This window comes from Allokutzneria sp. A3M-2-11 16 (genome assembly GCF_024213555.1).
Taxonomy (GTDB): domain Bacteria; phylum Actinomycetota; class Actinomycetes; order Mycobacteriales; family Pseudonocardiaceae; genus Allokutzneria.
Map to the genome: position 1 here is coordinate 158,489 of NZ_JANAVO010000008.1, position 18,157 is coordinate 176,645.

15 protein-coding genes are annotated in these 18,157 nt (G+C 70.7%); 9 read left to right on the forward strand and 6 right to left on the reverse strand.

Annotated elements, in window-relative coordinates; translation table 11 throughout:
- Positions 1-23 precede the first annotated feature (23 nt).
- Together NLX83_RS30745 and lysX are read right to left on the reverse strand one after the other, a co-directional pair.
- Positions 24-629: a DUF998 domain-containing protein gene (locus NLX83_RS30745; protein WP_254238718.1), complete on the reverse strand. Its 606-nt coding sequence runs from the start codon at positions 627-629 to the stop codon at positions 24-26.
- Positions 626-4,078: a bifunctional lysylphosphatidylglycerol synthetase/lysine--tRNA ligase LysX gene (gene lysX, locus NLX83_RS30750; protein WP_254238719.1), complete on the reverse strand. Its 3,453-nt coding sequence runs from the start codon at positions 4,076-4,078 to the stop codon at positions 626-628. The genes NLX83_RS30745 and lysX overlap by 4 nt, the downstream gene beginning before the upstream one ends.
- Positions 4,079-4,131: 53 nt before the next feature.
- Here lysX and NLX83_RS30755 point away from each other — a divergent pair, with 53 nt between their 5' ends.
- Both NLX83_RS30755 and NLX83_RS30760 read left to right on the forward strand, forming a co-directional pair.
- Positions 4,132-4,989: an alpha/beta hydrolase gene (locus tag NLX83_RS30755; protein ID WP_254238720.1), complete on the forward strand. Its 858-nt coding sequence runs from the start codon at positions 4,132-4,134 to the stop codon at positions 4,987-4,989.
- Complete coding sequence (locus NLX83_RS30760; protein ID WP_254238721.1) at positions 4,986-5,945, forward strand: DUF4034 domain-containing protein; 960 nt, start codon at positions 4,986-4,988, stop codon at positions 5,943-5,945. Before NLX83_RS30755 ends, NLX83_RS30760 begins: the two co-directional genes overlap by 4 nt.
- On the opposite strand, the gene NLX83_RS30765 is transcribed toward NLX83_RS30760, so the two are convergent.
- Positions 5,939-6,472 carry a TetR/AcrR family transcriptional regulator gene (locus NLX83_RS30765; RefSeq protein WP_254238722.1) on the reverse strand — a complete coding sequence of 178 codons (534 nt, stop codon included), beginning with the start codon at positions 6,470-6,472 and terminating at the stop codon, positions 5,939-5,941. The genes NLX83_RS30760 and NLX83_RS30765 overlap by 7 nt on opposite strands.
- 386 nt (positions 6,473-6,858) lie before the next feature.
- On the opposite strand from NLX83_RS30765, the gene NLX83_RS30770 reads away from it, so the two are divergent.
- Positions 6,859-8,064, forward strand: a complete 1,206-nt coding sequence (locus tag NLX83_RS30770) for an FAD-dependent monooxygenase (protein ID WP_254238723.1) — start codon at positions 6,859-6,861, stop codon at positions 8,062-8,064.
- Here the strand turns inward: NLX83_RS30770 and NLX83_RS30775 are convergent.
- Entirely contained in the window at positions 8,030-9,136 is a 1,107-nt protein-coding gene (locus NLX83_RS30775; RefSeq protein WP_254238724.1) for an MFS transporter, read from the reverse strand. The two genes, NLX83_RS30770 and NLX83_RS30775, sit on opposite strands and share 35 nt — an antisense overlap.
- Positions 9,133-10,053, reverse strand: a complete 921-nt coding sequence (locus NLX83_RS30780) for a PAC2 family protein (protein WP_374118829.1) — start codon at positions 10,051-10,053, stop codon at positions 9,133-9,135. The genes NLX83_RS30775 and NLX83_RS30780 overlap by 4 nt, the downstream gene beginning before the upstream one ends.
- Before the next feature lie 395 nt (positions 10,054-10,448).
- Here NLX83_RS30780 and metH point away from each other — a divergent pair, with 395 nt between their 5' ends.
- From metH to NLX83_RS30810, 6 genes are read left to right on the forward strand one after another with little or no spacing between them, the layout of a single operon-like run.
- Positions 10,449-14,006: a methionine synthase gene (gene metH / locus NLX83_RS30785; protein ID WP_254238725.1), complete on the forward strand. Its 3,558-nt coding sequence runs from the start codon at positions 10,449-10,451 to the stop codon at positions 14,004-14,006.
- 10 nt (positions 14,007-14,016) lie between these two features.
- Positions 14,017-14,697, forward strand: a complete 681-nt coding sequence (locus NLX83_RS30790) for an HAD family hydrolase (RefSeq protein ID WP_254238726.1) — start codon at positions 14,017-14,019, stop codon at positions 14,695-14,697.
- A 22-nt stretch (positions 14,698-14,719) separates the two neighbouring features.
- Entirely contained in the window at positions 14,720-15,154 is a 435-nt protein-coding gene (locus NLX83_RS30795) for a hypothetical protein (RefSeq protein ID WP_254238727.1), read from the forward strand.
- Positions 15,154-15,729 (forward strand): DUF3558 domain-containing protein, encoded by a 576-nt coding sequence (locus NLX83_RS30800; RefSeq protein ID WP_254238728.1) that lies wholly within the window; start codon positions 15,154-15,156, stop codon positions 15,727-15,729. Before NLX83_RS30795 ends, NLX83_RS30800 begins: the two co-directional genes overlap by 1 nt.
- Before the next feature lie 3 nt (positions 15,730-15,732).
- A complete protein-coding gene (locus NLX83_RS30805; protein ID WP_254238729.1) occupies positions 15,733-16,881 on the forward strand; it encodes a hypothetical protein in 1,149 nt (382 codons plus the stop codon).
- 2 nt (positions 16,882-16,883) lie between these two features.
- Complete coding sequence (locus NLX83_RS30810; protein ID WP_254238730.1) at positions 16,884-17,558, forward strand: ESX secretion-associated protein EspG; 675 nt, start codon at positions 16,884-16,886, stop codon at positions 17,556-17,558.
- On the opposite strand, the gene NLX83_RS30815 is transcribed toward NLX83_RS30810, so the two are convergent.
- A complete protein-coding gene (locus NLX83_RS30815; RefSeq protein ID WP_254238731.1) occupies positions 17,536-18,096 on the reverse strand; it encodes a GrpB family protein in 561 nt (186 codons plus the stop codon). The two genes, NLX83_RS30810 and NLX83_RS30815, sit on opposite strands and share 23 nt — an antisense overlap.
- Positions 18,097-18,157 lie beyond the last annotated feature (61 nt).

Genomic DNA, 18,157 nt, shown 5'->3' on the forward strand with positions numbered 1-18,157 from the left:
CCTGAACGACCCGTTCAGGGAATCTAACGCCCCAAACGCGGCGTTCGCGTGAGTATCACGATCGTGAGCACGAGGGAGGCGTCGGTGGCCACGAGCTGGGCTCGTTGCACCAATCCGACCCACGGGCCGCCGACCAGCAGTGCTGACAGCAGTCCGGACAAGGCCAACACCGCGAAGCACGTCCACAGAACGAAACGTCCTTGTGGGCCGAGGGTTTCGCGCAGGACGAGCAGGCCGATCACGGCGGTGAAGATCCCGCAGAACACCAGCACGCTCGACGCCTGGTGGATCTCGTGGGACAGCGACACGGTGTTGTCGATCTCCCGCTGGCGGCACGCGCGGTCGATGCTCGGCGCGCAGTCCATGGGCACGAGCGCGTCCAGTACCGTCACCCCGCCGAACACCGCGAGCCCGATGCCGACGAGCTTGTCGCGCAAGGAAAAAGCGGCGGCGACGAAGAGCGTGCCCGCGATGACGTCGGTGGTGCGGAACAGGAAGCGGTACGGCTGGTCGCTCGCCATGTGCTCGGAAACGTAGCTGTGCAACAGACTCAGATCGGTGGGCAGCACGAACTCCAGCAGCCACGCCGAATACACGAGCGTGCCGAGCAGCAACAACCAGCGCGTCATACCGACGAGCCCTCGGGGCGCACGAACGGGAACAGCACACTCTGCCGGATCGTGCCGCCGCACAGCATCATCAGCAGCCGGTCCACGCCGAGGCCGAGCCCGCCGGTCGGCGGCATGCCGTACTCCAGCGCCCGCAGGAAGTCCTCGTCCAGCTCCATCGCCTCGACGTCACCGCTGGCCGCCTTCATCGACTGGGACAGCAGCCGCTCGCGCTGCTCCACCGGATCGGTCAGCTCGGAGTAGGCGGTGGCGATCTCCGCGCCGAACGCGATCAGGTCCCACCGCTCGGCCAGCCTCGGGTCCTCGCGGTGCTGGCGGGTCAGCGGGGACACGTCGGTGGGGTAGTCGCGGTAGAAGGTCGGCCGCATGGTCTGCCCCTCGACCAGGTGCTCGAACGCCTCCACCACGTACTTGCCGCGGCTCCACCCGTCCTGGAACGGCACCCCGGCGGCGTCGAAGTACTTGCGCAGGTCCTCCAGCGACGTGTCCGGGGTGATCTCCTCGCCGAGCCGCTCCGCCAACGCCTCGTGCACGCCGACGACCGGCCACTCGCCGCTGATGTCGTGCTCGGTGACCGTGCCGTCCGGGTCGACGTGCCGCGCCACCTGAGCGCCGTGCGCCGCGACCGCCGCCTCCTGGATCAGCTCGCGGACGGTGTGCAGCATGGTGTTGTAGTCGGCGTAGGACTGGTACGCCTCCAGCATCGTGAACTCGGGGTTGTGCGTGGCGTCCGCGCCCTCGTTGCGGAAGTTGCGGTTCAGCTCGAAGACCCGGTCCACCCCGGCGACGCAGAGCCGCTTCAGGTACAGCTCCGGGGCGATCCGCAGGTACATCCGCATGTCGTAGGCGTTGATGTGGGTGATGAACGGCCGCGCGGTCGCCCCGCCGTGCACGGCCTGCAACATCGGCGTCTCGACTTCGAGGAAACCCCTGGAGTGCAAGGACTCCCGTAGCGTCCTGACCACTGTGGACCGTGCGCGCAGCATGGTCCGCGACTCCGCGTTGACCACCAGGTCCAGGTACCGCCTGCGCACCCGCGCCTCGGCGTCGGCGAGCCCCTTGCGCTTGTCCGGCAAGGGGTGCAGGCACTTCGCGGTGATCATCCACTCGGTAACCGAGACCGACAGCTCGCCGCGCTTGGAGGTGATCACCTCGCCCTCGACGCCGACCTGGTCGCCGAGGTCGATCGCGGCCTTCCACGCCGTCAGCCGCTCCCGGCCGAGCTGGTCCTCGGAGAGCATCAGCTGCAGCTCGCCGGTGAAGTCGCGCAGCACCGCGAAGCACAGCCTGCCGACCTCGCGTTTGGCCACGACCCGGCCCGCGACGCTGACCCGGGTGCCCGTCCTGGTGTCCGGCGGCAGCTCACCCGCCGCCTCGCGCGCCTCGCTGAGCGAGCAGCCGCGGGTGAAACCGACGGGGTAGGCGTCGACGCCCTCCGCGCGCAGCCGGTCGAGCTTGTCCCGCCGCACCCGCACCTGTTCCGGCAAGCGCCGCAAGGCTTTCGGCGAACGCACGCGGTCCTCGATCGCGTGGACCTGCCGCACGAACTCCTCGGCCACCTCGGGTGTGAGCAGCTCCCGCCGCGCCGCGCTCGGCCGCAGCAACGCGCGCCTGCTCGGCACGAATCCCTCGGCCACACCGGCGATCAGGCTGACCCGCGCGAGCTGCCGGGTGCTCCGGTAGCACAGGAAGCGCGGGTCCCACTTCGGCCCGTACTTCGCGTTCGACCGGTACAGCGACTCCAGCTGGAAGAACCGGGACGCGAAGCTCAGCGCCCACCGCCACAACCGCAGCACCGGTCCGGCGCCGATGCGCGCGCCCTCCTCGAAGACCGCGCGGAACATCGCGAAGTTCAGCGAGATGTGCTGCACCCCGAGCCGTCCACCGGCCTCGACCAGCTCGCAGATCATGAACTCGTTGAGCCCGTTCTCGGCGGTGCGGTCGCGGCGCATGAGGTCCATCGACAGACCCGTGCGGCCCCACGGCACGAACGAGAGCAGCCCGCGCAGCGTGTCGTCGGCGTCGTAGGCCTCGACCATCACGCAGCGCGCGTCGGAGGGATCGCCGAGCCTGCCGAGCGCCATCGAGAAGCCGCGTTCGGTCGCCTCCCCGCGCCACGCCCGCGCCGCCGCGATCAGCTGGTCCATCTCCTCGTCCGGGATCTCGCCGTGCCTGCGCACCCGCGAGCGGTACCCGGCGCGCTCGACCCGGCTGACCGCCTGCCGCACGCCCCGGCGCTCCCGGCCGGTGAGGGTGAAGTCGCGGACGTCGAGGATCGCCTCGTCACCGATCTCCAGTGCTTTCAGCCCGGCCTCGGTGTAGGCGTGCGCGCCCTCCTCGCTCGCGCCGAGCACACCGGGCACCCAGCCGTAGCTGTAGGCCTCGGCCAGCCACGCGCCGATCGCGGCGGGCCACGCGTCCTCGTCGCCGATCGGGTCGCCACTGGCCAGGCAGGTGCCGCCGATGACGCGGTAGGTCACCGCGGCGCGGCCGGAGGGGGCGAACACCACGGACTTGTCCCTGCGGGTGGCGAAGTAGCCCAGCGAGTCGCCGTCGCCGTGCTCGGCCAGCAGCTCCCGCAGCGCCAGCTCCTCCTCCTGGGAGAGCATCCGCTTGCTGCGCGCCGACCGGAAGAACCGGGCCAGCGCGTAGGCGCCGACCAGGGTGCCGCCGAGGTCCAGCAGGAAGGTCAGCCACGAGCTGGCCGCCTGGTCGATGCCGATCTGGTCGATCGGGATCCAGTTGCCGGTGACCTGGCTGAAGGACCAGAGCAGCTGCTCCAGCGTGCCCGCCGGGGTGCTCGCCGAGAACGGCGCCAGACCCCAGCCGATCAGCGTCATCAGCACCATGCCGATGGCCAGCGAGCCCAGCGCCCGCCACCCCGCGCCCTCGTTGAGCCGGGCCGGGAACGCGGGCCGCAGGATCAGCAGCACCACGATCAGCCCGATGCCGACGAGGTTCGCCATCACCAGGTCCCACAGGGTGTCCGAGACGGCCAGCTCGCGCAGGTCGTCCTCGGACACCGTGGTGTCGCCGACGGCCAGCAGGTACAGCCAGATCAGCGCCACGATCGCGTTGTAGACCACGACGTAGAGCACCTGGAACAGCACCAGCACCCACAGCGCCGCCCGCTTGCGCCTGCGCAGCGCGGCACCGAGCACCGCGAGCACCAGGACCATGAAGATGTTGCTGTCCACCGGGAGACCGGTGTAGTCGAAGACCGTCCGGATGGCGTCGGAGAAGTCGGCGTAGTCGTCGCCGAGCAGCACGAGCACCAGCGAGCAGAGCGCGCCCAGCTCCACGACCGTGGCCACGATCGCCGCCGCGCTGTGCTTCCACGCGGGCACCTCGTGGCGCCGCGGGCGGCTGCCGCGTTTCGGCTTCCCGGCGGTATCAGCGGCGGTATTGGTGGCCGTCCGATTCCCGGCGTCGGCGGAATTACTGCCCATGTTCCGACTTCTCCAGCTCGTCACGCGGTCACCTTCTGGGCGAGACTAGCCGAATGGGAAGCAGCGCCCCCGCACATTCCGAGGATCTCCGTGCCGTCCACGTCGAGGTCACCGGGGAGCCGGTGCGCGCGGTGGTCGCGCTGTGCTCCGGGCTCGGCGGGCTCGCGTCGGACTGGCGCCCGGTGACGCGGTTGCTGGAGCCGGGCATCGCCGGTGTCGCGTTCGAGCTCACCCCGGGCGGCCGTCCGCTCGCCGAGTGCGTCGCCGCGGTGGAGGACATCCGCCTCCGCTACTCCGCCGGGCTGCCGTTTGTGCTGGTAGGGCACTCGATGGCGGGGATGACGGTCGAGGCCTACGCCCGGACGCACCCGACGCTGCTCGCCGGTGCCGTGCTGGTCGACCCGAGCCCGGAACCGCCCGGCAGCACGGCCGTCGATGACCCGTTGACCAAGGCGGTGCGCGTGCTGCTGCGGCGGGGCGCGGTGCCCCCGGGGCTGGCTCGGCGGCTGGGCCCGGCGCTGCGTTCGCTGATGATGACTTTCGGCACCCTCTCGGAGCCCGATCCCGACCCGGTGGCCACGCGCGCCCGTTTTGCCGATTCCGGCCTCCTTACCGAAATCCTCGCCGAGTTCGCCAGCTATCCCGACCGGATTCGGGAACTGGAAAAGATGCGTGCGAGATCAAGGACCGTGCCCCCGATTCCGTGGACAGTCCTCACCGCCGCCTCGGCCATGGGCGGAGGCCGGTCCGCGGCCCGGTTGCTCGCCGCGCACGCCGATCTCGCGGCGGTGAGCCCGATCGGTGGGCACGAGATCGTCGGCGGGGCGGGACACCTGCTCGGCGTCGACCGCCCCGATGTGGTGGCCTCCGCCGTGCGCGAGGTCGTCCGCGCTCGCATGATGCTCGCGTGACATTCTTCCGCCGCCGTTCAGCGGCCCCCGCGGGCGTGATCGTCAACGATCCCGCCCTGGACGACGAAGGGCTCCGCGTGGCGCGGGACCACGCCAACCGGGGCGACTGGCACCCGGCGGAGGAGCTGCTCCGCGACGCCGGTGACGACTGGGACCGCAGGGGGCACGCGATCGACGTGCTCGCCCAGGCCACCGTCGCCGACGCCGGGTGGGCGGACCGGTGGTGCGCCGAACGCCCGGCCGACGCGGGCGCGGCCGCCGTGCGCGGCTGGGGCGAGGTGCACCGCGCGTGGGCGGTGCGCGGCGCGGACTGGGCGGACAACACCGGCGACGAGGCGTTCCAGGGCTTCTTCGAGCGGCTGACCCTGGCGCGTGGCCTGTGCGAGCGGGCGATCGAGCTCGGGCAGGACGACCCGACGCCGTGGGCGGCGATGCTCTGGCTGGCGATCGGCCAGGACGAGCGGCCCGACGAGTTCCACCGCCGCTGGAATGAGCTCGCCGCGCGCGACCCGCACAACCGCCTCGGGCACATCGCCGCGCTCCAGTACCTCGCCGAGAAGTGGCACGGCTCGCACGAGCAGATGTACGCCTTCGCGCGGAAGGCGACGGCGCCGTGGGCCGCGGTGCTGCCCTTGCAGGCGCACATCGAGTACGTCCTCATCGAAGAGGGCAAGGGGTTCAAGCACGCCTACAAGGTCGCGGACTTCTGGAAGGACTCGCCCGAGGCGAAGGCGGACCTGGACACCGCGCTCACCTGGCTCAGCGGTCCGGAACCCGGGCACGCCATGGCACTGCACGACCTCACCGTGGTCGGTTACGCCCTAGCCCAGGCCGAGCGGTGGCCCGAGGCGCGGGAGTTGTTCTCCCGCATAGGAAACCGGGCCTACGAGTACCCGTGGTACTACAAGGGCGACCCGCTCAAGGCGTTCACCAAGGCGCTGCGGAAGGCCTACTGAGTGAGGGCAGCGTAGGCGGCGTCGACGGCCACCTCGCGCAGCTCTTCCCTGGGCACGTGCGGGAACTGGATGGTGCAGTCCTGCAACCCGCCGAGCGCCACCACCGCCCTCGCCGACTGGGCCAGGGTCGGCGTCGGCGGGAACAGCAGCTCCGCCAGCCGCTGCCGCCAGTTCAGCACGATCTCGATCAGGCCGAGCTCGGAGAGCGTGGTCAGCTCCGTCAGCACGAGCACGATCAGGTCGCGGTGCTCGAAGTGGAAGTCGAAGTACCCCTCCAGCAGCGCGCGCTGGTCGACCTCGGCCAGCTTCTCCTGCCGCAGCAGGAACGCCTCGCCGTCCTCGATCAGCGGCAGCACGATGCTGCGCACCAGCTCCTCGCGCGAGGCGAAGTGGTAGTACAGCGCGGGTTTGGTGATGCCCAGCTCGGCGGCGATGGCCTGGAGGCTGGTCTTCTGCACGCCGTGCCTGCGGAAGAGATCGCGCGCGACCGCCTGGATGCGCTGTCTGGTGTCCGAAGCCCTCGCCACCCGCCAAGCGTACTTTCGCCCCGCCTCACCGCCGGACCGGCGCCAGGACGCGGGCGTCGTCGCGCTTCTTCAGGACCGGCGAACCGAGGTCGCGGAGGCAGGCCGAGCTCTCGCGGCGGATGCCGAACAGCGCCGCCGTGAACGGGACGATGACGATGTCCGCCGAGTCGAGGAACGGGCGCCGGGCTCCGCCGCGGGACGTCCGCTGGAGATGAGGTCGCGGACTGCGAGCACGTCCGGGAGGTCGTCCAGCACGAGCGGTGGCTCGCGCTGCCTGACGCCGGCCGTGATCCCGCTGATCGGTTCGGACGCCCTCGACGTGTTTACTTAACGGTCGGTAAGTGGCAGCATGACGGCTTACTGACCGTTAAGTAAGGAGGGCTCCGATGCGGGTGCTGATCTCCGGGGCGAGCATCGCCGGGCCGGTGCTGGCGCACTGGTTGACCAGGTTCGGGTTCGAGGTGACTGTGGTGGAGCGCGCGCCCGCGCTGCGCAAGACCGGCGGCCACGCGGTCGACCTGTTCCGCCCGGCCATGGACATCTCGGAGCGGATGGGCGTGCTGCCGTCGATCGAGGAGCGCGCGACCGGCACGCAGTGGATGACGGTGCACCGCGAAGGCGTCCGGCGGCCGACGTCCATCGATCTCGGCAAGCTCTTCGGCGCCATGTCGGACCGGCACGTCGAGATCATGCGAGACGACCTGAGCGAGATCTACTACGACGCGAGCCGCGCCGACGCGGAGTACGTCTTCGGCGACTCGATCACCGCGATCGCCGACGACGGCGAAGTGCGCTTCGAGCACGCGCCGCCGCGCCGCTTCGACGTGGTCGTGGGCGCGGACGGCCTGCACTCGAACGTGCGGCGGCTCGTCTTCGGCGACGTGCCCGAGGTGCACATCGGCGCCTACCTGGCGGTGGTCTCCGTGCCCAAGGGCCTCGCCGGGGACGGCGAGTTCCGCGGCCACCTCGGGCGGGGGCGGATGAGCGGGCTCTACGGCGCGCGGCACCTCGACGACGCGAGGGCGATCTTCCTGTTCCACAGCCCGCCGCTCGACTACCACCACCGGGACGTGCCGAGGCAGAAAGAGCTTCTGCGCCAAGCGTTCTCGGGCGTGCACCCGGAGGTGGACGGCTGGCTGGACGAGCTGGAGCGCACTCCGGCCTTCTACTTCGACTCGATCACCCAGCTGCGCATGGGCGCCTGGTCGCGGGGGCGCGTCACGCTCGTCGGCGACGCCGGGTACTGCCCCGGGCCCGCGGTCGGCGGGAGCACGAGCCTGGCCGTCCTCGGCGCGTACGTGCTCGCGGGCGAACTCGCCGCGGCGGGCGGTGACCACGAGCGCGCTTTCGCCGCCTACGAACGCGAAATGGCCGAACTGGTCAGGAAGAGCCGTGTGTTCGCCCTGCGAGCGGCGAAGACGCTGATCCCGAAATCCCGCCTGGGGATGTGGGGGTTGACCACCGGGGCGCGGATGCTCACGGCGCTGCCCGCGAGCGCGGCACGGGCCATCGCGAAACTGAACACCCAGGGCGTGCGCATGCACGACTCGATGGTCGTCAAGGACTACGCGGTAGAACGACAGGCGCGCTGATCGCGAGCACCACGGCGGGCAGCACGAACGCCGCCCCATGACTGAGGTGGTAGACCGGGACGAGGGCGGCGGGGGAGAGCGCGCCGCCGAGGAAACGCAGTGACTGCAACACCGACACCGCTCCGCCCCGGTTCCCGCCGTGCGAGGTCAGCACGAGCGCGTTGAGGCCGACCAGCATCAACTGCGTCGCCGCCCCCGCGAGCGCCCACGCCAGCGCGACCGTCGGCAGCCACGGCAGCAGCCCGGCCGACACCACGAGCGCACCGCCGACGAACGCGCCCACCAGCACGCACCGCGTAGAGCCGAAGCGGTCGACGGCCCGGCCCGCGGCTCGCGCCGTCAGCAACCCGCACACGCCGAAGCCGGTCAGCAGCGCGCCCCGGGCTCCCGCGCCCAGCTCGAAAGCGTCGGTCAGCCGCAATGAGACCAAAAAGGACAGTCCGCCGAGACAACCCCAGCACACCATCGCGACCAAGCCGGATCGCAGCACCCGTGGCCGCCACGCGCTGCGCAGGCTCGGCCGGGTCGCCGGTTCCCCTTGCGGCACACCGAGAACCGCGAGCGCGGCGGAGACGATCGCGACCCCGGCGAAGGCCCAGCGCCACGACAGCTCAGCCGCTAGCCCACCCACCAACGGCGAGAACGTCTGCCCCGCCGCCTGCAGCGAGGCGAACCACCCGAGCGCCCGGCCGAGCCGCTCCCTCGGGGTGACCGCCGCGACCGCCGACAACAGCAACGGGGTGGTGAACGCGTTCGCCGCGCCCTGAAGCGCCCGCCCCGCAAGGAAAAGCGCCTCGGAGTCGGCGAACGCGCAGCACAGCGACGCCGCCGTGTACACCACGTACGCGAGCACGACGGTGCGCCGGGCACCCCAGCGCTCGCCGTAAGTCCCCGACACCAGCATGAGCGCGGCGAAGGGGATCATGTAGACGGTCAGCGACGCCGAGGCCGCGCCCGCCGAGACGCCGAACGCCACGCCCAGCTCGGGCAGCATCGCGGTGACCACACCGCCGCCGAAGGGCCCGAGGAACCCGCCCGCGTACAGCCCGGCCGTCAGCCAGGCCCGCCTCACAGACTGGGTCTCGGCGGCCCGTCCCCGCCCCACCGCCTGCGCAGGTAGCGCTCGAACTCGGCGGCGATCGCCTCACCGCTGGTCTCACCCAGCTCGGTCAGCTTGTTGTCCTGGTCACCGCGCTCCTCGAGGGACCGGACGTAGTCGCGCACGTCCTCGTCCTCCTCGGCCATCTCGCTGACCGCCTGCTCCCACTCCTCCGCCTGCTCCGGCAGCGCGCCGAGCGGGACCTCCACGTCCAGCACGTCCTCGACCCGGTGCAGCAGGGCCAGCGTGGTCTTGGGCGCGGGCGGCTGCGAGACGTAGTGCGGAACGGCCGCCCAGAAGGAGATCGCGGGCACCCCCGACTGCACGCACGCGTCCTGGAACACCCCGACGATCCCGGTCGGCCCCTCGTAGCGCGAGCGCTCCAGCGAGTACCTGGCCGCGGACTCCGCGTCGTAGGCCGTCCCGGTCACCGGCACCGGCCGGGTGTGCGGGTTGTCCATCAGCAGCGCGCCGAGCGTGATCACCGTGGTGATCTCCAGCTCGTTGACGTAGTGCAGCAGCTCGGCGCAGAAGGCCCGCCAGCGCATGTTCGGCTCGATGCCGTGCACCAGCACGATGTCCCGGTCCGAGCCGGGCGGGCGGCACACCGACAGCCGCGTCGTCGGCCACTCGATGCGCCTGGTCACGCCGTCGACGTTCTTCACCGACGGCCTGCTGACCTGGAAGTCGTAGTACTCGTCCGGGTCGATCTCGGCGAGCGGGGCGGCGTCCCAGATCAGCAGCAGGTGCTCGATCGCGGTGCTCGCCGCGTCGCCGGCGTCGTTCCACCCCTCGAACGCCGCCACCATCACCGGGTTGTTCAGCTTCGGCAGACCACCCGGGTCGCCGGAGGCCCCGTGTGCGTCGCGCGTGAGGTCTGGATCTGTCACCGCGTCAGCCTACGACCCCGCACCGACCGCTTTCGCCACCGCCGCCACCACACCCCACCCGGACACCCCACCCGCCGTTGTGCCCTGAATGAGTCATTGAGGTACTTGAACGCCCTCAATGACTCATTCAGCACGTTCAACGCACCAAACGCGTCATTGGCTCCGCCCGCAAACTGGGGGCAAACGTGACAAAACGGGCAGGTCGAGGTGCTCGTGGACCCCCACACCGCACTCCCCAACCACTCTGAACGAGTCATTGGGGTACTTGAGCGGGCTGAATGAGTCATTGAGGTACTTGAGCGCACCGAATGACTCATTCAGCCGGAAATCCCACCCTGCGGACGCGTTGGTCCGCGCCGTGGGCCGCGGCGGAGCGCTCCCACTACGCTGGCGGCATGGCTGATCGCCTCGCATCGCCGCTGCTCGACGTCCTTGACCAGCGCATTCTGGTCGCAGACGGGGCGATGGGCACCATGTTGCAGTCGTGGCCGCTGACCCTGGACGACTTCCAGGGGCTGGAGGGCTGCAACGAGGTGCTCAACGTGACCCGGCCCGAGGTCGTCGCCTCGGTGCACCGCGCCTACTTCGAGGCGGGCGCCGACGCGGTCGAGACCAACACCTTCGGCGCGAACTGGGCGAACCTGGCCGAGTACGACTGCCCGGAGCGGATCTTCGAGCTGGCCGAGGCGGGCGCCAGGATCGCCCGCGGGGTCGCCGACGAGTTCGCCACCGCCGACCGGCCGCGGTTCGTGTTCGGTTCGATCGGGCCCGGCACGAAGCTGCCCACCCTCGGCCACGTGCACTTCGCCAAGCTCCGCGACGCCTACCAGGAGCAGGCCAGGGGCATGCTCGCGGGCGGCGTCGACGTGATGCTGGTGGAGACCTGCCAGGACCTGTTGCAGGCCAAGGCGGCGATCATCGGCTGCAAGCGGGCCATGGCCGAGGAGGGCGGGCGCGTCCCGATCATCGCCCACGTCACCGTGGAGACCACCGGCACCATGCTGGTCGGCAGCGAGATCGGCGCCGCGCTCAACGCGCTCGAACCGCTCGGCATCGACCTGATCGGCCTGAACTGCGCCACCGGCCCCGCCGAGATGAGCGAGCACCTGCGCCAGCTGTCCAAGCACTCCCGCGTCCCGCTGTCGGTGATGCCCAACGCGGGTCTGCCGCAGCTGGGCCCCAACGGCGCGGTGTACCCGCTCGGCGCGGACGAGCTGGCCGAGGCGCTCGCGGGTTTCGCCACCGAGTTCGGGGTCCGCCTGCTCGGCGGCTGTTGCGGCACCACCCCCGACCACGTCCGCGCGATCGCCGAGATCGCGAAGGACCTCACCCCGGCGCGCCGCAGGCCGCGGCCGGAGCCGGGCGCCTCCTCGGTCTACCAGGCCGTGCCCTTCCAGCAGGACGCGTCCGTGCTGATGATCGGCGAGCGGACGAACGCCAACGGCTCCAAGGCCTTCCGCGAGGCCATGCTCTCCGGCAAGGTCGAGGACTGCGTGGAGATCGCCCGCGGCCAGACCCGCGACGGCGCGCACATGCTCGACCTCTGCGTGGACTACGTCGGCCGGGACGGCACCGAGGACATGTCCGAGCTGGCGGGCAGGCTGGCCACCGCGTCGACCCTGCCGATCATGCTCGACTCGACCGAGCCCGACGTGCTGCGCGCGGGCCTGGAACGGCTCGGCGGGCGCAGCATCGTCAACTCCGTCAACTACGAGGACGGCGCCGGCCCCGACTCGCGTTTCCAGCGGATCATGCGGCACGTCCAGGAGCACGGGGCGGCCGTCGTCGCGCTGTGCATCGACGAGGAGGGCCAGGCCCGCACCGCGGAGTGGAAGGTCCGGGTCGCCACGCGGCTGATCGAGGACCTGACCGCCAACTGGGGCATGCGGGTCAGCGACATCGTGGTGGACACGCTGACCTTCCCGATCTCCACCGGCCAGGAGGAGGTCCGCCGCGACGGCGTCGAGACCATCGAGGCGATCCGCAAGCTGAACCGCCGCTTCCCCGAGGTGCAGACCACCCTCGGCCTGTCCAACATCTCCTTCGGCCTCAACCCGGCCGCGCGTCAGGTGCTCAACTCGGTGTTCCTGCACGAGTGCGTGCAGGCCGGGCTGACCACCGCGATCGCGCACTCGTCGAAGATCCTGCCGATGGCGCGCATCCCCGACGAGCAACGCGCGGTCGCCCTGGACCTGGTCTACGACCGCCGCCGCGAGGGTTACGACCCGTTGCAGCGCTTCATGGAGCTGTTCGAGGGCGTGACCGCCTCCTCCTCCAAGGAGACCCGCGCCCAGGAATTGGCCGCGCTGCCGCTGTTCGAACGGCTGGAGCGGCGCATCGTCGACGGCGAGCGCAAGGGCCTGGAGGCCGACCTCGACGCGGCGCTGGAGCAGCGCCCGGCCTTGCAGATCATCAACGACACGTTGCTCGGCGGGATGAAGACCGTCGGCGAGCTGTTCGGCTCCGGGCAGATGCAGCTGCCGTTCGTGCTCCAGTCCGCCGAGGTGATGAAGTCCTCGGTGGCCCACCTGGAACCGCACATGGAGCGCACCGACGACGACGGCAAGGGCAGGCTGCTGCTGGCCACCGTCAAGGGCGACGTGCACGACATCGGCAAGAACCTGGTCGACATCATCCTGTCCAACAACGGCTACGACGTCGTCAACATCGGCATCAAGCAGCCGATCAGCACCATCCTGGACGCCGCCGCCGAGCACAGCGCCGACGTGATCGGCATGTCCGGCCTGCTGGTCAAGTCCACGGTGATCATGAAGGAGAACCTGCAGGAGATGAACTCCCGCGGGGTGGCCGGGCGGTGGCCGGTCATGCTCGGCGGCGCCGCGTTGACCAGGTCCTACGTGGAGAACGACCTCTCCGAGGTCTACGAGGGCGAGGTCCGCTACGCCAGGGACGCCTTCAAGGGCCTGCGGCTGATGGACGCGATCATGGCGACCAAGCGCGGCGGCGGGCACCCCGCGCTCTCGCCGGAGGACCAGGCCAAGGCCGCCGAGCGCAAGGCCCGCCACGAACGCTCGCGCCGCATCGCCGAACAGCGCAAGGCCCAGGCGGAACCCGAGCCGTCGGTCGATCTCGGTCGTTCCGACGTCGCCGTGGACCTGCCGCTGCCGACCCCGCCCTTCTGGGGAACGCGCGTGGTCAAGGGCGTCCCGCTGGCCGACTACTCGGCGCTGCTGGACGAGCGCGCCACCTTCCTCGGCCAGTGGGGCCTGCGCGGCGGCCGCGGCGACGGCCCGAGCTACGAGGAGCTGGTGGAGACCGAGGGCCGCCCGCGGCTGCGCTACTGGCTGGAGCGGCTGGCGACGGAGAACATCCTCCAGCACGCCGCGGTGGTCTACGGCTACTTCCCCGCGGTCGCCGAGGGCAACTCCGTGCACGTGCTGACCGAGCCGCGACCCGACGCGCCGGTGCGGCACACCTTCGAGTTCCCCCGCCAGCGGCGCGACCGCAGGCTGTGCGTCGCCGACTTCATTCGCCCCCGCGAGCGGGCGCTGGCCGCGGGCGAGGTGGACGTGCTGCCGTTCCACCTCGTCACCATGGGCCAGCCGATCGCCGACTTCGCCAACGAACTGTTCGCCAAGGACGCCTACCGCGACTACCTGGAGGTGCACGGCCTCGGCGTGCAGCTGACCGAGGCGCTGGCGGAGTACTGGCACAAGCGGATCCGCGAGGAGCTGGTCTGGCCCGGCGGTGGCACGGTGGCGGGGGAGGACCCCGACAGCGTGGAGGAGTTCTTCAAGCTCGGCTACCGCGGCGCCCGCTACTCGCTGGGCTACGGCGCCTGCCCGAACCTGGAGGACCGCACGAAGCTCGTGGACCTGCTGGAGCCCGGCCGCATCGGCGTCGAGCTGTCCGAGGAGCTGCAGCTGCACCCCGAGCAGTCCACCGACGCCTTCGTGCTGCACCACCACGAAGCCAAGTACTTCAACGCGTGAGGAGACCCCTGTGACCAGACCGTCCTCTGTGGACGGCCCGGCGGCCGTTCTGTGGGACATGGACGGCACGCTGGTGGACTCGGAGAAGATCTGGGACATCCCGCTGGCCGAACTGGCGGTCCGCCTCGGCGGTGAGCTGTCGGCGGAGACCAGGGCGGAGATGGTCGGCTCCAACCAGGAGCGCACCCTGCGGCTGCTCTTCGCCTCGCTCGGCCTGCCCGCCGACCCCCCGGCGCTGGCCGACGCGGGCGACTGGCTCGTCGCGCGCACCGCCGAGCTGTTCGCGGCCGGACTGCCCTGGCGGCCCGGCGCCCCCGAGGCGCTCCGGGCGATCCGCGCGAGCGGCGTCCCCACCGCGCTGGTCACCTCCACGGTCCGCGAACTGACCGAGGTGGCCCTGGACTCCATCGGCCGCGAGCACTTCGACATCACCCTCTGCGGCGACGAGGTCACCAACCCCAAGCCCGATCCGGAGCCCTACCTCACCGCCGCCGCCCGGCTCGGCGTCGACATCACCCGATGCGTGGTGGTCGAGGATTCCCCGACCGGAGTGGCCGCCGGAGTCGCATCCGGGGCAACTGTTCTGGTAATTCCCTGTGAGGTCGCCGTCGATTCAGGCGAACGCCGGATTTTCCGCGAATCGCTTGTCGGAGTGGACCTCGCCGAATTGTCTGTAGTCCTGTCCCGCTGATTCGCCGTTTCTGCTTTCCTGTTTGCGGGAGATGCAAACGGGGGAGGGCTGGACCGTGTCGGGATCGAGTTCCGGGCAGGGCGACGCAGGCTATGTGAGTTCGAAGATTCCGCAGGTCAGCGTCGGTGGGACGGGCGCGGGCGGCGGCTATACCGTCGACCCGGACGGCGCCCCGCGATTGCTCAAGGCGTTGCGCGAGGCGCGAGAAAAGCTCGTCGAACTCAGTGACATCGACGAGCATTTCAGGCATGTGCCTAAGCCTGATGGAGATCCGTACAGCATCGCCGCTGTCGAGGCGATCGAGCGGAGACTGGGCTCCGAGCCCGGTGGCTATGTTTGGGCGAACAAGGCAGCGATCGCGCAGTTGGATGCGTTGATCGTGAAGCTGGAGGCGTCGCTGAAGATCTATCGGGATGTCGAGGAGCGGAACCGTCGCAAGTTCGGTCGGGGGGTGTGATGCGGCTTCACTGGTTGTGCTGTGCGGTCGTGTTGGTGGCGTCAGGATGCAGTCAGGCCGCGGTAGGGCAGCCGACGGAGGTGGCCCGCAGGTCAGACGGCCCGCCGCCGTTCACCCAGCCCGTCTTGTCGTTCGAGAAATTCCTCGCCAAGCCGTGCGATGTCCTCACCCGTGAGCAGTTGGCGATGATCGGCGTCCTCACGGACCCGGGCAGGATGACTTCGTATCCCCTAGGTCCTGGATGCAGGTGGCAGGCAGACAAGTCGATGGACACCAGCATCGCGGTCACCCTGTTCGCCAACGGCGCTGGTCTGGGACCGGCCTACGAGGATCGTGACGGCTACTTCGCGGAGACCACGATCGGTGGCTACCCGGCGCTCAACACCGACAACGCCCAGCCCATCGGGCGGACGACACCGGTGGCCAGCTGTTACACCACGGTGGGCATCGCCCCTCTGTTGGCCTACCAGGTGCAGGCGTACGCGCATAAGCCACACCCGGACTACGAGCAGCCGTGCAAGCCCGCGGACCGGGTGGCGTTGTGGGTGCTGGAGAAGCTGAAGGCGGGGAGCTGAGCGGTGTTCACCAAGACGATCGTGGGCGAGCCTCGACCGGCGGGCTACGACGCGGCGACGATCTACGACTGGTTCCACAAGCACCAGGGGCCGCAGCCCGCCTGCTCGGCAGCCGAGGCGATGCTGAAGCAGATCACCGAGATCCACGCGGACGTCCACGGCATCCTCAAGCGGGGGATCGAGGAGTCGCGGGCGTTCTGGACCGGTGGGGCCGCCGACGCCGCGCGCGGTGGGATGAGCCCGATAGTGGCGTGGGCGGACCAGATCAAGCAGGTGGCCGACGGAGCGCAGAAGCAGGTCACCCTGTTGCGGGACGCCTTCTTCCGCGCCAAGAACAGCGTGGAGCCGCCACAGCCCGAGCCCGACCCGCGGAAGATCACCCTCGGGTTCATGGGCTTCAGCGGCTCCGGCGCCACCGACTTCGTCAACGCGGTGAAGCAGTGGCAGGCGAACCAGGAGCACAACGTCCGCGTCGCCGAGGGCTACGGGACGAGCAGCACCACCGCCGTCCAGGCCATGGCGGAGTTCGCCCAACCCGTAGGAGGCGGCGGCGAGGTGAAGCCACCGGAGACGCCACCGCGTGATCCCAGTCCGCCATCGATCCCGCCCGGTGGCAACGACCCGCGCGGCGGCGGCCTCGGCGGAGGCGCCTGGCAAGGCGGCGTGACCCAAGGAAACGCCGGACAGGGCAACGCCGAGCAAGGCGGAACCGGACAGGGCGGAACCGGACAACAGCAGGGCGGATCGGAGAACGCCTCGTTCGTTCCGCCTCCGCCGCAGCACAGCGGGCCACAGCCGTGGCGCCCGGAGCAGGGCGGTCAGAGCGGCACGGACCAGAGCGGCCTCAACGGTGCGATCGGCGGCTTGGGCGCTCTCGGGGCAGGCGTCGGACTCGGCGCCGGAGACAGCGCGCGCGGCGGAACCGGACAAGGCGGCCGTGGCGCGCAGCAAGGTGGCGGCGCGGGAACGGCCCCCAACGCTCGGGGCAGCGCGAAGCCCGGGGCCACACCGATGGCCGGACCGATGGCGGGACAGCCCAACAGGGCCGAGGACGAGGAGCACCAGCGGCCGTCGTGGTTGGTGGAGGTCGACGACGTGTTCACCAACGACATGCAGAGGGTCGCCCCGCCCGTCATCGGCGAAGAGCCCTGAGCATGCGAGTGAGGATCTCCACGCTCGCGTTCGACGTGCTGTGGCGGCACCACGCCCTCGGCTCGAAGCCACCCGCGCTGGCCACGGGACCCTCGCCGGGCCGAACCGCCCGGGAACGGCACGAGTTCGAACGGCTGGCCTGGCGGGAACTCACGCCGCACGGGGACATGGCGGCGGCGATGTCGTTGCTGCGCGCGCCGTCCGTGGAGTACTTCGGGTGGTTCGGCGGCATCGACCGGAGCTGGTCCGCGCACGTCGCGGCGGGGCACCGGGCGGCGCTGTGCGTGGTGGTCGACCGCGACCAGGTCACGCTGGAGACCGTGCCCGCCGCGCGCGCCGCCGAGGCGTTGATCTCCGCGTTGCCGCCGATGCCGCCGGGGCGCGGCGCGGTCTTCTCGATGCCCGAAAGACCGCGGGCACGCGATTCCCTGCTCGTCCAGGTGCACCCCGACGAGGCCGAGCTGCGGCGGTGCCGGTCGTTGCTCGAACGGCCCAGGACGGGCGCGGGCCTCATCTTCTCCGCGACCCCCGGCGGAATCGGGACCGCCGTGCACTACTTCGACACCGGCGGCGGCCGGTACCTGTGCGTGCGGCGGGCCGACGCCGGCGGCGAACCCTGGCTGGTCGTCGGGCCCGCCGCGGCGAGCGACCTGGTCAGCCGCCTGCGCGCCGCATGATCTCCTGGATCACCTCGGTCTTGGCGTCGGCGTAGTTCTGCACGTACTTCCAGGTGCGCCGGGCCAGCTCGCGCTTGGTCCGCTCGTAGAGCTCCCGGTCCTCGTCATGGGTGCGCAGGTGGTCGCGGAAGCGGACCATCCGGTCGATCTCGGAACAGCCCGGCGAGAACACGTGCAGGTTGATGTTGGTGTCGGGACCCTTGAACAGCCGGTGCTCGAACCACTCCGGTTCGCGCACCGAGAGCCGGTACCCGGCCGCCTCCAGCCGAGGCACGTAGGCGGCCTCGTCGGCGGAGTCGGCCACCGCGACCACCATGTCGATGATCGGCTTCGCGGCCAGGCCGGGCACGGAGGTGGAACCGGCGTGCTCGGCCAGCACCAGGGTGTCGCCGAGCAGCGAACGCAGGCGTCTCGCCTCCCGCTCGAACAGCCTCGGCCACTCGGGGTCGTACTCGGCGAGGGTGATCGTGGAGTTGTGGGCGGGGTCGTCACCGACGTGCGCGGCCAGGATCTCGGCCTCGGTCAACGGGCTCGTCATGGTCGTGTTCCTTCCTGAGGGCAGTCGGCCAGAATAACCCGGGTGAGGCGGGCCACCCAAG

Coding starts and splice junctions, on each gene's coding strand:
- NLX83_RS30755 (WP_254238720.1), top strand. CDS start 4,132: ATGGGAAGCAGCGCCCCCGCACATTCCGAGGATCTCCGTGCCGTCCAC.
- NLX83_RS30745 (WP_254238718.1), bottom strand. CDS start 629: ATGACGCGCTGGTTGTTGCTGCTCGGCACGCTCGTGTATTCGGCGTGG.
- lysX (WP_254238719.1), bottom strand. CDS start 4,078: ATGGGCAGTAATTCCGCCGACGCCGGGAATCGGACGGCCACCAATACC.
- NLX83_RS30800 (WP_254238728.1), top strand. CDS start 15,154: ATGCGGCTTCACTGGTTGTGCTGTGCGGTCGTGTTGGTGGCGTCAGGA.
- NLX83_RS30810 (WP_254238730.1), top strand. CDS start 16,884: ATGCGAGTGAGGATCTCCACGCTCGCGTTCGACGTGCTGTGGCGGCAC.
- NLX83_RS30815 (WP_254238731.1), bottom strand. CDS start 18,096: ATGACGAGCCCGTTGACCGAGGCCGAGATCCTGGCCGCGCACGTCGGT.
- metH (WP_254238725.1), top strand. CDS start 10,449: ATGGCTGATCGCCTCGCATCGCCGCTGCTCGACGTCCTTGACCAGCGC.
- NLX83_RS30770 (WP_254238723.1), top strand. CDS start 6,859: ATGCGGGTGCTGATCTCCGGGGCGAGCATCGCCGGGCCGGTGCTGGCG.